This is a genomic window from Mesorhizobium sp. M0037 (assembly GCF_040323635.1).
Lineage (GTDB): Bacteria > Pseudomonadota > Alphaproteobacteria > Rhizobiales > Rhizobiaceae > Mesorhizobium.
In genome coordinates this window covers 1-13591 of the sequence record NZ_JAMYVB010000013.1, presented here as the reverse complement: position 1 = coordinate 13591, position 13591 = coordinate 1, and the positions used below count along the sequence as shown (strand labels likewise).

Genomic DNA, 13591 nt, shown 5'->3' with positions numbered 1-13591 from the left:
ATTGCCTTTTTTCTACCAGCGCCGCTCGAAGCGGCGCCGGAGCACGATCGCGGTGATGTTCATGGCCATGAGGAAGACGAGCAGGATGATGATGGCGCCGGACATGCGCTCGACAAAAGCGCGCTCAGCCTCGTTTGCCCACATATAGATCTGCACCGGCAGCGCGGTCGCCGGATCGAAAGGCGTCGCCGGATAATCGGTGACGAAAGCGACCATGCCGATCAAGAGCAGCGGTGCTGTCTCGCCGAGCGCACGCGCCAGGCCGATGATGGTGCCGGTAAGGATGCCTGGGGCGGCAAGCGGCAGGATGTGGTGGAACACCATCTGCATCTTGGAGGCGCCGAGGCCGAGCGCCGCCGAGCGGATCGACGGCGGCACCGCGGCGAGGGCGGCGCGCGTGGCGATGATGATGGTCGGCAGCGTCATCAGCGTCAGCACCAGGCCGCCGACGAAGGAAGCCGAGCGCGGCATGCCGAGGAAGTTGATGAACACGGCAAGGCCAAGCAGACCGAAGACGATCGACGGCACCGCCGCGAGATTGTTGATGTTGACTTCGATCAGGTCCGTAAAGCGGTTCTTCTTGGCGAACTCCTCCAGATAGATCGAGGCGGCGACGCCGATCGGCAGCGCCAGCAAAAGCACGATCACCATCATGTAGAACGAACCGATGATGGCCACGCCCATGCCCGACGTCTCGGGCCGGCTGGAGGCGCCATAGCTGAACAGGCCGGTGTTGAAATGCTCGGCCATCGCGCCTTCGGCTTTGAGCTTGTTCATCCAGTCGATCTGCTGGTTGGACACCTTGCGGCGCGCTTCATCGACGCCAAGGTCGATCTGGCCCTTGAAGGCCGAGTCGAGATTGGCGGCGGCCAGGATGTCGACGTCACGCGTCGTGCCGATCACCGACGGATCGGCGGAGACGATGTCGCGCAGCTGGACCCGCGCGCCTTCCGACAGGAAGCCCTTGAGCTTCAGCATCATCGGCTTGTTGGCCGGATCGATGCCGAGCTTGGCCACCAGCGCGTTTTCGGCGAGCTTGGGATAGTTCGCCTTGATCAGCACGGTAGGGTCGGTGGCGCGCTTGCCGGAGGGATCGATCACCTTCTCGTCGAAGGTGACCGGCAGCGTCACCGTCGTCTGCCAGAAGGCGGTGTAGCCTTTCGAAACGATGGTGATCAGCATGATGGCCAGGAACGCCAGGCCGACCGAGATCGCAATCACGCCATAGATGCGGAACCGGCGTTCGGCGGCATAGCGCGCCCTCAGCCCGATGTCGCGGCGCGGACGCGCGACGGCGCCCGCCATCGTGTCCAGGGGGATGTCGGTCATTCGTACTGCTCCCGGTACTTGCGCACGATGTAGAGGGCGACGATGTTCATCACCAGCGTCAGCGCGAACAGCGTCAGGCCGAGCGCGAAGGCGACCAGCGTCTGCGGCGAGTTGAACTCGAGGTCGCCGGTCAGCTGGTTGACGATCTTGACGGTGATGGTCGTCATCGCCTCGAACGGATTGGCCGTCAGATTGGCGGCGACGCCCGCCGCCAGCACGACGATCATCGTCTCGCCGATGGCGCGCGACGCCGTCAACAGGATGGCGCCGACGATGCCGGGCAGTGCCGCCGGCAGGATCACCCGCTTGATCGTCTCGGAGCGGGTGGCGCCGAGGCCGAGCGAGCCGTCGCGCATTGCGCGCGGCACCGCGGTGATGATGTCGTCGGACAAAGAGGACACGACCGGGATCAGCATGACGCCCATCACCAGACCGGCGGTGAAGATGCTCTGGCCCTGGATGAAGGGCGAGCCGCCGGTGAGTGCCGCCGACAGGTCGCGCAAGAACGGTCCGAGCGTGACAACGGCGAAGATGCCGTAGACGATGGTCGGAATGCCGGCCAGCAGTTCCAACGCCGGCTTGACCACCGAGCGCACACCGCGCGAGGCATATTCGGACATGTAGACCGCCGACATCAGCCCGACCGGCACTGCGACCAGAAGCGCAACGGCGGCGATGTAGAGCGTGCCGGCGAGTAGCGGGATCAGGCCGAACTGACCCTGGCTGCCGCCGGAACCGGCGGCGGCGAAACGCGGATCCCACACCGTGCCGAAGAAGAAGCTCATCGGCGATACGCTCTCGAAGAAGGTGATCGTCTGCAACAGCATCGACAGCACGATGCCGACCGTGGTCAGGATGGCGATGGTCGAGGCCGCAAGCAGCCCCCACAGCATCAGCTTCTCGACATTGTTGCGCGCCCTGGCGCGCGGCGCGATCTGCTTCAGCGCATAGAAGGCGCCGGCGACCGACAGCGCGAAGGTCAGCACGGCGCCGAACAGGCCGAGCCGGTCCTGGACCTGGTTCGCCTCGACCGCGATCGGGATCATATAGTCCTGTGTGTCGCTGGCCAGTGCCACGCCCTTGGCGGCGAGCAGCGGCTGCAATTCGGCGAAAGTAGCGGGAAGTGCGGTATCGCCATCGAGCCGGCGCAGGCCCTTGGCCAGGCTCTTCACCAGGCTGGCGTCGAGCGCTTCGCTGGCCACCTTTGTGTCGGCGGTGCGCTCGGGCAAAGCGGCATGGATGTGCCGGTCGAGATAGAAGGAAGAGCCGATATCCCAGACGGCGAGCAGCAGGACGGCAGGCAGGACCGCGAGCAGAAAGGCCCACCAGCCATGATAATGCGCGCGCGAATGCGGCTTGACCTTGCCGGTATCCTGCGCCGCTGCGCGCTGGCGGCCGATCACAAAAGCGACCACGCCTATGGCGATGACTATGGCGAGTACGAGCAAGGACGACATCACCCACCCCAGGGAAAATTCAGATCGCCGCCACCGTTGCGGCAAGCGGCGAAATCAGGGCGCGGATTTGGTCCGCGCCCTGATCCGGTCGGTTGATTACATCGTCTTTCCGGCGGCGAAGGCGTCGCGCTGGCCCTGACGTTCGGCGTCGGGAGCGGAAACCAGGCCGTACTGGGCGAGCGGGCTTTCCGGGCCGATCATCTGGTCATCAAGGAAGAACTCGACATATTCCTTGAGGCCGGGAACGACGCCCAGATGCGCCTTCTTGACGTAGAAGAACAACGGCCGCGACACGGGGTACGTGCCATCGGCGATGGTCTGCGTCGAAGGCACGATGCCTTCCACGGTAGCGACCTTCAGCTTGTCGGCATTGTTCTCGTAGAAGGCGAGGCCGAACACGCCAACGCCGGTCTTGTTGGAGTCGATGCGGGCCAGCGTCTCGGTGTAGTCGCCATCGATGTCGACAGCCTTGCCGTCCTTGCGGATGGCGATGCAGGTCTTGCCGATTTCCTTGTCGTCGGCGATGCCGGCAGCCTTCAAAGCGGCCTTGTCGCAGCCGGCGTCGAGCAGCTTGGTCTCGAACACTTCACGGGTGCCGTGCTTCTCACCCGGGATATAGGCGGCGATATCCCAGTCGGGCAGCTTCGGATTGACCTGGTTCCACTTGGTGTTCGGGTTGTCGACCAGCTTGCCGTCGACCACCAGCTTGGCGGCGAGCGCCTTGTAGATGTCGGCGGGAACCAGCGCCCAGTCCGGACCCTTGATGTCGGTGGCAAAGACGATGCCGTCATAGCCGATGCGGACTTCCTGGACGTCCTTGACGCCGGCGTCGGCGCAGGACTTCAGCTCGTCCTTCTTGATCGGGCGCGAGGAGTTGGCGATATCGATCGTGTCTTCGCCGACGCCCTTGCAGAACTCCTTGATGCCGGCGCCGCTGCCGCCGGACTCGACCACCGGGGTCTTGAAGTTGGTGAAGGTTTCGCCGAACTGCTCGGCGACGATCTTGGCGTAAGGCAGCACGGTCGACGAACCGGCGACCTGGATCTGGTCACGCGCAGCGGCGACACCGGACGATGCGGCGAACGCTACCGCCACGGCCGATGCCGTAACGAGGAATTTCTTCATGTGGCCTGCTCCTGTTCGGAAGATGGTCTCTTGGCGCCCTCTTCAAACCGGCGCCCGCTGAGGCCAATAGCCTTCGATTATTACAGTCGCATGACAGTTTCGTGTCAGCCCGGTAACGTCGCACAGACGTCTTGTGGGCCGCCCCCTTTAAGCCGGTTTGTGGGAATGGAAGTTGCCGCTGGAATCAGACGCTTGCGCGATCCGTGCTGGCATCAAGTCCCGGCACACCGCAGGCCGCGATGCCGAGAAAGAAAAACCGGACGGGAGCGCGTTGCCCGTGGCCAGAGCGAATCTTGGCCGAGCCATCGCCAAAAACAGGTCCGTTGGGGTAGATTCGACGCTGTTTCTTGTCGGCGGTCGCTTGCTCCCGCCCGTAACTGAATGAGCGGTTTCGTTGCGACCATTGTCCTGACTGGGCGCCAGCTTTGATATGGTGCGATCGCACCATATCCTTGGCTGTTGCGGCGCGGCCGAATCCCGGCCGGCGCCGCAGGTTGCTATCCAGCGTCTCGTTGGGCTTCGCTTGATATGCCGACCCAGCGCTCGACCTTTTCGAGCAGCGCCCTGGGGCTGATCGGCTTGGGCAGATAGTCATCCATGCCGGCTTCCAGGCAGCGCTCACGGTCGCCCTTCAAGGCATGCGCGGTGACGCCGACGATCGGGATATGCATACCAGTATGTTCTTCAAGCCGGCGAATTGCGGCGGTGGCCTCGAGCCCATTCATCTCCGGCATCGAGACGTCCATCAGGATCATGCGCGGATTAAGCCGGCCGAAGGCATCAAGCGCCTTGCGGCCGTTGCCGACGATTTCGAAACTGTAGCCGGTCTCGCCGATTATCTGGGTGAACACCATCTGGTTCACCTCATTGTCCTCGGCAACGAGGATGTCGAGCCGGCTTTCATCCCCGGCGGCCCGGGCGCGGGCGCGAACCGGCGGCGGTTGCAGCAAGGCGCGTTCCGATGCAGCGAGCGGCGGCTTTGCCGGCGACGGTTCGTTCCTGCCGCCGTCGGAACCGCTGCTTGCCGCCGGCAGCACACGGCCGTCTGTGATATTGTGATGGTGCCGCTGGATGGTGGCGACCAGCGTTTCCAGAAGCACCGAGGAACGCGCCGGCTTGATTAGCTGGGCGTCGATGCCGAGATCGCGATAGCTGGTGTTGGCGAGCGACTGGTCGACCGAAGTCAGCATGATGATCGGCGTGTCGGCCAGCCCTGCGGTGCTGCGCAAGACGCGCGCCATCTCGGCGCCGCTCATCCCCGGCATCTGATAATCGAGCACGACGCAATCGACCGGCACGCCGTAGGCAGCTGCGGCGACCAGCACCTTGAGCCCTTCGGGTCCGCTTTCGGCGGCGCAGGAATCGAAGGTCCATGACGCCATCTGCTCGCTCAGGATCGATCGGTTGACGGCATTGTCGTCGACGATCAGCACCCGTGAGCCGGTCACGTCGACCGGCATGATCCGCCGTCCGGTCTGTTCCTCGGCCCTGGGCAATGTCACGGTGAACCAGAAGGTCGAGCCCTTGCCTTCGGCGCTCTCGACACCGATCTCGCCGCCCATCAACTCGACCAGCCGCGAGGTGATGGCGAGCCCGAGCCCTGTGCCTTCGTGGCGTCTGGTCGACGAGGTGTCGGCCTGACTGAATTTTTCGAAGACGAGCTTCAGTTTCTGCTGCGGAATGCCGATGCCGGTGTCGGTGACCGAAACGGTAAGCTTTGTCCCCGTCGGCCCCCTTTGTCCGGTCACGTCGACCAGCACGTGGCCTTCGTCGGTAAACTTCACCGCGTTGCCGACCAGATTGGTGACGATCTGCCTGATGCGACCGACATCGCCGACGAACAGGCTTCCCAGGCCCGGCTCGACGCGCACGATGAGCTCGAGGTCCTTCTCCTTGGCGCGCGTCGATATCAGCGTCGCCACATCCTCGATCGCTTCGGGCAGGTTGAAGGGCGCAGGGTCGAGCACCAGCTGTCCGGCATCGATCTTGGAGAAGTCCAGTATGTCGTTGATGATGGTCAAGAGCGCGTTACCCGACTTGACGATGATATCGGTGAACGTCTTCTGCTTGGGATCGAGGTCGGATTTGGCCAGCAACTCGGCCATGCCGAGTACGCCGTTCATCGGCGTGCGGATCTCGTGGCTCATATTGGCCAGGAATTCCGACTTGGCGCGGTCGGCCAGCACGGCGCGCTGGCGCGCCTCGCGCAGTTCGGCCTCGCGCAGCTTCAGTTCGGTGATGTCGGTGGTCGACCCAATCAGATAGAGCGAACCGTCGGACGCGATCATCGCGCCCTTGCGGGCGAACTGGTGGCGCACGCTGCCGTCGGCAAGCGTCACCGTTTCCTCGATCTCCTGTGTATCGCCTGTGCGCAGCACGGCGAGATCGCTGTTGACGAAGGCTTCGCCGTCCTCGCCGAAAATCTCGATGTCCGTCTTGCCGATCGCGTCTTCCCTGCGGAGGCCGGTGAGGTCGCACCAGCCCTTGTTGACGTAGAACTGCCTGAGGTCGGAGCGCTTGGCGTAGATCGACACCGGCACGTTGTCGATGAGATTGCGGAACACCTCGTTCTCGCGCATGCTCTCTTCCAACGCCTGCTCGCGCGCCTTGACGTCGGTGATGTCGGTGCTGGACCCGACCAGGTGCACCGACCCATCGAGCGCCACCAGCCGGCTCTTGCGCGTCATCAATTGCCGCACCGTGCCGTCGCGATGGGTAACGGGCTCCTCGATCTCGCGGCCGCGGCCGGTGACGACGACCTGGGTGTCGTCATGGGTGTAGGTTTCGGCGTCGTCTATGCCGAAAAGCTGGAGATCGGTTCGGCCGATGACCTCCTCCTTGGGGATGCCGGTCAGCGCGCACCAGGCCTTGTTGACGAATTCCATGCTCAGATCCTGCGCCTTGATGAAGGCGGCGACCGGCAGTTCGTCCATGACGTGGCGGAACAGGTCGATCTGGCGCATGCTTTCCTGCAGCGCCTTTTCGCGGCTCTTGATCTCCGAGATGTCGACGCGCACGCCGATAAAGGTGCCGTCCTCGGTGCGCATATCGTAGACCTGATACCAGCGGCCGTCCGCATTGAGGCGCTCATAGGACGAGTTGGGCAGGCGATAGCGGGCGAGGATGGCATTGAGCCAGACATCGGGGTCGCCTTCATAGAGCCTGTCGATTTCTGGATCGCCGCTCGATCGGAAATAGCCGACCGAATGTCCAAGTTCCAGGGCCTCGCGGAAGCTGCGGCCAGGCTGCCATGCCGGTTTCAGCGCCGGCAGCGTGTCCTGCAGCTTGCGGTTTGCAAAGACGAACTTGTCGTCACGGTCATAGATGATAACGGCCGCCGGCAGGGACTCCAGCACCGTGGCGAGATTCTTGCGGGCGTCCTCGGCCTCGGTCTCGCGGCGCTTCATGTCGGAAATGTCGAACAGGAAACCGGCGACATAGTTGCGGCCGCTGGGCATGCCGACGCGGTTCTTGCGCACGATGCGCGAGCGCTTGGTGCCCTCGGCGTCGAAAGTCTCCTCGACCTCGTAGGGCGTGCCGGTCGCCATCACGGCGCGTTCGCTGTCTTCGAATTGCGCGGCGTCCTTTTGCTTGAGGAAGTCGCCGCCGGGCCTGCCCAGCATCGCTTGCGGGCTCTGTCCGAACAGTGCCGAAAACGCCTCATTGACGAAGACGAAACGCAGATTGTCGTCCTTGACGAAGATCGGGTCCTTGACGCCGTTGATCACCGCCTCGGCCAGCCGCGATTTCTCCAGCGCTTGGGCGAGTTCAGCCTCGCGATCCTTCATGTCCGTGACGTCGACATAGGAGATCAGCCTTTTGCCGCCGGCGAGCGGCGCCAGCGATGCAATCAGCGTACGGCCGTCATTGCGTGGCAATTGCCTGGAGCCCACCAGGCCAGCCGAGATTTCTGCTTCGCGCTCGGCGATGTGGCCCTGCCATTCGGCATCGTCAGCACCGTACGGGTCCATATCGCGGCTGGCCTGCATCAGTTCGCGGAAGCCGCAGCCGATGCCGGCGCATCGGGGATCGATTTCCCAGAAATCATAGAAGGCGCGGTTGATCACCTCCGCCCGCATGTCCGCATCAAGGACGAGCACGCCGATCGGCATCTGGTCGACCATCGTGCGAAGATTGGCGAAGGTCTCCGTGATTTTGGCGTTGGCACTCTCGATCTCGGCGTCGCGACGCTTGAGCTCGGAGACGTCGTAGTAGGTCAACAGCCGCTTGCCGCCGGACAACGCCGTCACCGAGAACATCATCGTCCTGCCGTTGGCATGGAGAAATTCGCGTGGCGCAACCGAGCCGGCGCTGATCTCCTCGATGCGGGTGGCTAGGTAGTGCTGCCACTGCTGTTCATCGAGATCGCCGTAGATGCCGTTGCGGCGGTTGAGTTCCATCAACAGGCTGAACGGCGCACCGACCGTGACGGCGCCCTCGGGAATCCTGGAGAGCTCGCGATAGGCCTTGTTGACGATGAGCGTGTCGAACTTCGCGTCAAGCACCACGACGCCCATATGCATGGCATCCATCGTCCGCTCGAGATCGGCGAGGTGCTGCGTGGCCTCACCGGCCGGCGGATCGCTCTCCTCCTGCCGCAGTTCGTCCAGCGCACCGGCCAGTGCCGTGACGTTGCGGCCGATGCCGCGATAGCCGATGAATTCGCCTTCGCCGTCGAACCGCGGGGAACCGGTGATCGAAACCCAGCGGCAGCCGGGACGGCCGCCCTTCAACTCATAAACAAAGTCGCGAAACGGCCGATGGGCCTGCAGATCCTCCAGATGCGCGGCGGCGTGTCGGTTGCCGTGCACCATCTGCTTGAGGAAATCGAAGCGGAAACGGCCAAGTATGCTGGCGGGATCGATGCCGGTGGCGGCCTGGTAGTTCTCCGAAAGCCAGGAAAAGCGCAGCTCGGCGTCGGTCTCCCAGACCCAGTCGGCGCCGGCCTCGACCAGTTCGCGCAGCGCTTCGGGCGAAACCCCGACGGACGTATCCTCGCCGTTCACAGCCCCTTTTCCGGAACCGCGTCCGCCGCGAGTTCCAACAGTCCCGTCAGCCATCCCGTTCCCACCCCGAAAGCCAAGGCCGAACCCCTCAGCGGTTCGCCGGCGGAATGTGCCCGAGAAGCATTAATGATCCGCTAACCATAACCAATCCAGACTGCGGCCAGAGCCACATTGCCCTGCGGTATTCCGCCGGTTGTCGGCGGAACCCCAGCCGCGCTATAAGTCGGCGGGGGTGTTGCTGATGACCGGTTGGATCGTGCCTTGTTTCCTGTGCCTGGCGCTGCTTGCGGGCAGCGGCTGCGCACGCAGCTATGACGGCACGGTGGTGATCCCGAAGCCGCTCGATATCAGGCGAGTCTGGGATCGCGATCCGTCGCAGACCGAGGCCAGCCGGATGCAGGCGGCAGCCGGTGTGTTTCCGACGCCACCGCCGCAGGAGCCCTACCGGCCCGCGGCACGCAGGCACACAACACAAATAGCTGCGCCAAGGCGGCACGTCAGGTCCAGCCCTCCCAGCATGGCTTCCGAACCGGCCAATCCGCTCACCTGCAAGAATGTCAGCGAACCCGGCAAACGCTACAGGATGGTTTGCGAATAGCTGGTACTAGGCGCAGGTTACTCCGCCGGGAAGAAAGCCGGCCCGACCACCCTGACCGGCCGCGAGCCGGCCAATGGCTCGACCGACTGTCGCTGGGCGGCGCCCCTGGCCTCTGCAGCGTCTGCGCCAGGCTGGGGAATTTGCGCCACGGTGCCAAGATCCGGCTTCGCTGACGGCAAAGGAATGATCGCGTTGGCCATATTGGCTGGCGTCACCGTGCGCGCTCTCAGCTCGGCAACGCGCCGGTGATAGCGCTTGAGGTCGCAGGCCCTGAAGTTCGCATCATTGCGATATTTGAAGGCCGTCGGCAGGTCCTTGTAGGATGTGCGCGTATCGAGCGCGACCATCTCTTCGGTTTCAAGGCTTGGGTCACTGAGCGTGTATAGGTCGACGCCGGCATCGTCGCAGATGTAGCGGCACTGATCGACCATCTCCTTGGCATCGCCGCCTTGCACGAACTGCGATTTCGGCGCCGGGAAGAAATAGCCGTCCGAGAGACGAACGCAAAACAGCATCGAATTGCTGCCGATCATGGCGCCAGCCGGACGCTGTCTTTGTTGCCCGGCGGCGGGCGTGCAGCCGAGCGCGACGAGCCTGGCCTGCAGTCCGGACGCATCCCGGCGCGAAATCGCGGCGCCGGCGATCTGGCGTTGCACCTGTGTGCGGCTTTTGGCGAGGTCGGCGCAAGCATTGAAGAAGCCCCCCACCGCACTTTGCGCCGTGCACCGGCGTTGCCTCTCCAGCCCCTGGATCGCCGCAAGATGGCGACGTAGCTGCGCAAGCTCGGAGCTGATCCCGCCGCTGCGGCCGGACGGTGCCAGCTGGCTCCTGAGCGCGGCGCATGGATCGGCAAGGGAAGCCGAAATGCCGAGGACGCTTGCCGCTACCAACACCAGTGCAAAGGTCACGACAAGCCACAAACGCATCATCGGCGACACCTGGTTCCTTGTACCCCTGTGGAGCCGATCGCCGCTCCAGCCGATTGAGCCTCAATGCGGGAGGTAAGTCTAATTCAAGAGACGCCAGCAACCGCCAGGTATTTTATGCCGAGTGTATTATGCCGGTTCCTGTAAATTCGCTATTACACTTTTGTTTCAAGATGAGACGAAGCCAGGCTCGGGCGAGCCAGGCCGCCCGCAATCATCGATCCCGCGTTATCGGGCCCTTGCGGATGAAACCTTTCTCCGGTGTCTCGCGTTGTGTCGGGCAAAGGAGACGAAGATGTCTATTCACTTCACTGTCTCTGGCCTGACCAGGAACCTGTTCCACTCGCTGGGGCTGGACCATGAGCGGGCGCCGAGAGCGCTCGATCCCGAACAGAGCCTGTTGCTGGAATGCTATCTGGCCGGACAGATTCCGGAATCCGCCTGGGCCGACTACGTCTTCGAGACGCCGGAACTGCAGCGGCATGTCGATATCAGACGCCTGCACAACTGATCAGAGCAACTTCAGGAAAAGTGTGAGTCGTTTTTCCGGGAAAAGCGCGTAGCGCTTTCCCCTGGGAATTGCGTCAAGACAACGAGAGAGGGGGTCGCCGTTTCTGTGAAAACGGTGAAACGCTCGCCCGCTCGCCTACTGCTTGGGCGAAGCGAATTTCACGGTGAAGACATTGCCCGCGACGCCTTGCGCCAGCGTCGGCGAGAAGCTCAACGGCAGGCACTTTTGCAGGGCAGTGGTTGCGGCGTCGACGAACGACTTCCTGGTATCCGCATCGCCATCGACCTTGATCCTGATGTCAGACTTTACGGCATGAGACGGGCCTGATGGCGCATCGGCGAAAAGCAAAAGGCCGGCATTGCGCCGACCTTTCCCTTCACCCTTGCGCCAGTACATCCGTGGTCGCGCGGTGCCTTCAATAGACAGCGTTCTGGTTAATGAATCCTTAGCTTTACGCGCTGGCCTGCGACTTCACATAGGCGATGTAGCCGCGCACGTCGCCGGCCGGCTCGGCATAGGCCTTGCCGAGTTTCTTCTCCATCGCCGCGACATACTCCTTGGCCCATTTTGGCAGCGCATAGTCGATGACGGCCAGGAACTCCAGCGTCGATGCCAGGCGTATGTCGGCGATCGACGGGTGCTTGCCGCCGATGAACGGCTTGCCGTCCCTGAAGAAGGAGTGAAACACCTCCAGCGGCTCGGCAATCGCCGCCATGGCGGCCTTCTGCGCCTCGGACTTCTTCTCCGGATGAGCGTCGCTATGGCCGACCTCGCCGGCATAGTGCGGAAAACCCAGCGCCGGATAGGTGGCGCGCGCCACATAGGGGTAGAGCGTGCCGATCAGGTAGAACATGGCGCTGTCGACCATCGCCCGCTTGGCCGGTGCCTTGGGATAGAATTTCTCCAGCCCGTGCTTGTTGGCGAGATACTGCATGATGGCACAGCTCTCCCACAGCACGCCGCGCGGCAGCCCCTTGTCCTCGATCATCGGCGTCAGATGCGCCGGATTGCGTGCCATATATTCCGGCGACCGCGTGTGGCCCCAGGCGTCGGTCTCGGCGGCGTCGAACCCGGCTGCACGGGCAAACACCCGAACGGTCATGTTGTTGACGCTTGGCTTCAGCATCGAGAGCTTCAGCGCAGGTTTTTTCGCCGCCTTGGCCTTCGGCGCGGATTTCCTGGCAGTCGGCCTCGTCGCGGTTTTGGCGGCCGGCTTTGCGGCTGCCTTCGGCGCGGCCTTTACGGCCGCTTTTGCCGCCGGCTTCACTGCCTCTTTTACTGCTGGCTTGGCCGCTGGTTTGCCAGCGCTCTTAACTGTCTTTGCCATTGTGGTCCTCCCCTTTTGCTGGCCGTCGGTATGGATTCTTCGGCGTCCGGTCGTCTGACAAGGTCGCGCGCGACCATTCGACCAGCGTCTGGATCGCGTCGGCAAGGTGTACTTCGGCGATGTTGTAGTCGCCGCGCGCAACGCGCAGCTTGTGCGCCTGCATCAGCACGTCGGCATGGGTGAAACCTGCCGGCGGATCGAAGCGATAGGAGGCGAGTTCGATCAAGAGGCCGAGCGGATCCTCGAAATAGATCGAATCCATGAAGCCGCGATCCTTGACGCCGCTGTGCTTGATGGCGCGCTCATCGAGCCGAGCGACCGCCTGCAGGAAGGTCACGCGCGACACCGAGAACGCAATATGATGGACGCAGCCCGGTTCGGTCGGCGTGCGCCGCTTGACCGGCGTGCGGCTCTCGTCGGTGAAGACGGTGATCAGCCTGCCGTCGCCGGGATCGAAATAAAGATGGCTTTCGCTTGGCTTGTCGAGGTTGGGCTGCTCGAAAATGAACGGCATGCCGAGCACGCCCTCCCAGAAATCGATCGAGGTCTGGCGGCCGGCGCCGACGAGCGTGATGTGATGGACGCCCTGCGACTGCAGTTTCTGCATCGGTCTCCTCCTCGCCGACCCTCGCCTATGTTCCCCGGCGTCTTGCGCGCCGCAACGCCCTTTGGCGAATTCGTACATGATGCTAGTGCAATTGGCAGCGCCGCGCCAGAAGCTCGCGGAGACTGCCGGCGCTGGATGGTGAAAGGGGTTTGAGTTGCATGACCTGAGGCTATGCAACGGCTCTGAGATCGGCTTCCGCCAGCGTTCCCAGGCCCGCGCATTCGGCGCATGCCATCGTCTGCCCGGGACAGCCGGCCCGGTGCGTGCCTTGCGGGCAGCAATGCCCTTTCGACTCACGCCATTTCAAGCAATCGAAAACCTGCCCGCTGCCGTGACAGCACGGGCATATCATTTTTGCCGAATTCATGCCTGCTATGCCAAACCAAATCCGCGTTGCCGCAGATGCTATCCCCGCACCGCAAGTAACAGAGATCGCTACGCTTTCAAGCGTCGCGGCCTGACTTAAATTGGGTGTATTCGGGTGCGCGGACTTGCCGAATTTCGCTGATGCGCCGACCCTCGCGGTCACACGCGATCCGCGCGGCTGCTGCCCGAAATTTTCGATGATGCGGAAGGAAAGTCGTTGCTTGGTACGCCCAAGGGGAATCGAACCCCTGTTCCCGCCGTGAGAGCGCTGTTTCTCGGTATCTCTGGAAGCCTGCGCTAGCCCGTATTTTCCTCGGCAAAGCCTTATCATGCAAGGAA

At 63.1% G+C, this 13591-nt stretch carries 10 protein-coding genes; 2 read left to right on the top strand and 8 right to left on the bottom strand.

All coding sequences use genetic code 11. The annotated features are described in order from the left end of the window. Positions 1-12: 12 nt before the first annotated feature. The 4 genes from pstA to NKJ78_RS19620 form a co-directional block, all read right to left on the bottom strand. A complete protein-coding gene (pstA, locus tag NKJ78_RS19635; protein WP_352562615.1) occupies positions 13-1329 on the bottom strand; it encodes a phosphate ABC transporter permease PstA in 1317 nt (438 codons plus the stop codon). Continuing rightward, positions 1326-2786, bottom strand: coding sequence for a phosphate ABC transporter permease subunit PstC (pstC, locus tag NKJ78_RS19630; RefSeq protein ID WP_352562614.1), 1461 nt, complete (start codon positions 2784-2786; stop codon positions 1326-1328). Before pstC ends, pstA begins: the two co-directional genes overlap by 4 nt. Before the next feature lie 96 nt (positions 2787-2882). Then, a complete protein-coding gene (locus tag NKJ78_RS19625; protein ID WP_023670113.1) occupies positions 2883-3911 on the bottom strand; it encodes a substrate-binding domain-containing protein in 1029 nt (342 codons plus the stop codon). 497 nt (positions 3912-4408) lie between these two features. Next, complete coding sequence (locus NKJ78_RS19620; RefSeq protein ID WP_352459723.1) at positions 4409-8971, bottom strand: PAS domain-containing hybrid sensor histidine kinase/response regulator; 4563 nt, start codon at positions 8969-8971, stop codon at positions 4409-4411. Between the two features lie 187 nt (positions 8972-9158). Between NKJ78_RS19620 and NKJ78_RS19615 the strand changes: the two genes are divergently transcribed. Further along, a complete protein-coding gene (locus tag NKJ78_RS19615; RefSeq protein ID WP_023693676.1) occupies positions 9159-9515 on the top strand; it encodes a hypothetical protein in 357 nt (118 codons plus the stop codon). 17 nt (positions 9516-9532) lie between these two features. Here NKJ78_RS19615 and NKJ78_RS19610 read toward each other — a convergent pair whose 3' ends face one another. Continuing rightward, positions 9533-10444: a DUF2865 domain-containing protein gene (locus NKJ78_RS19610; protein WP_352562613.1), complete on the bottom strand. Its 912-nt coding sequence runs from the start codon at positions 10442-10444 to the stop codon at positions 9533-9535. A 292-nt stretch (positions 10445-10736) separates the two neighbouring features. Here NKJ78_RS19610 and NKJ78_RS19605 point away from each other — a divergent pair, with 292 nt between their 5' ends. Further along, the gene (locus NKJ78_RS19605; protein WP_023696431.1) at positions 10737-10952 is read left to right on the top strand and encodes a hypothetical protein; all 216 of its coding nucleotides are present in this window, start codon (positions 10737-10739) and stop codon (positions 10950-10952) included. Between the two features lie 135 nt (positions 10953-11087). Here NKJ78_RS19605 and NKJ78_RS19600 read toward each other — a convergent pair whose 3' ends face one another. From NKJ78_RS19600 to NKJ78_RS19590, 3 genes are read right to left on the bottom strand one after another with little or no spacing between them, the layout of a single operon-like run. Then, complete coding sequence (locus NKJ78_RS19600) at positions 11088-11348, bottom strand: UCP034077 family protein (RefSeq protein ID WP_032895714.1); 261 nt, start codon at positions 11346-11348, stop codon at positions 11088-11090. 55 nt (positions 11349-11403) lie between these two features. Next, positions 11404-12279, bottom strand: coding sequence for a glutathione S-transferase family protein (locus NKJ78_RS19595; protein ID WP_352562612.1), 876 nt, complete (start codon positions 12277-12279; stop codon positions 11404-11406). Further along, a complete protein-coding gene (locus tag NKJ78_RS19590; RefSeq protein WP_023696434.1) occupies positions 12263-12886 on the bottom strand; it encodes a VOC family protein in 624 nt (207 codons plus the stop codon). Before NKJ78_RS19590 ends, NKJ78_RS19595 begins: the two co-directional genes overlap by 17 nt. Positions 12887-13591 lie beyond the last annotated feature (705 nt).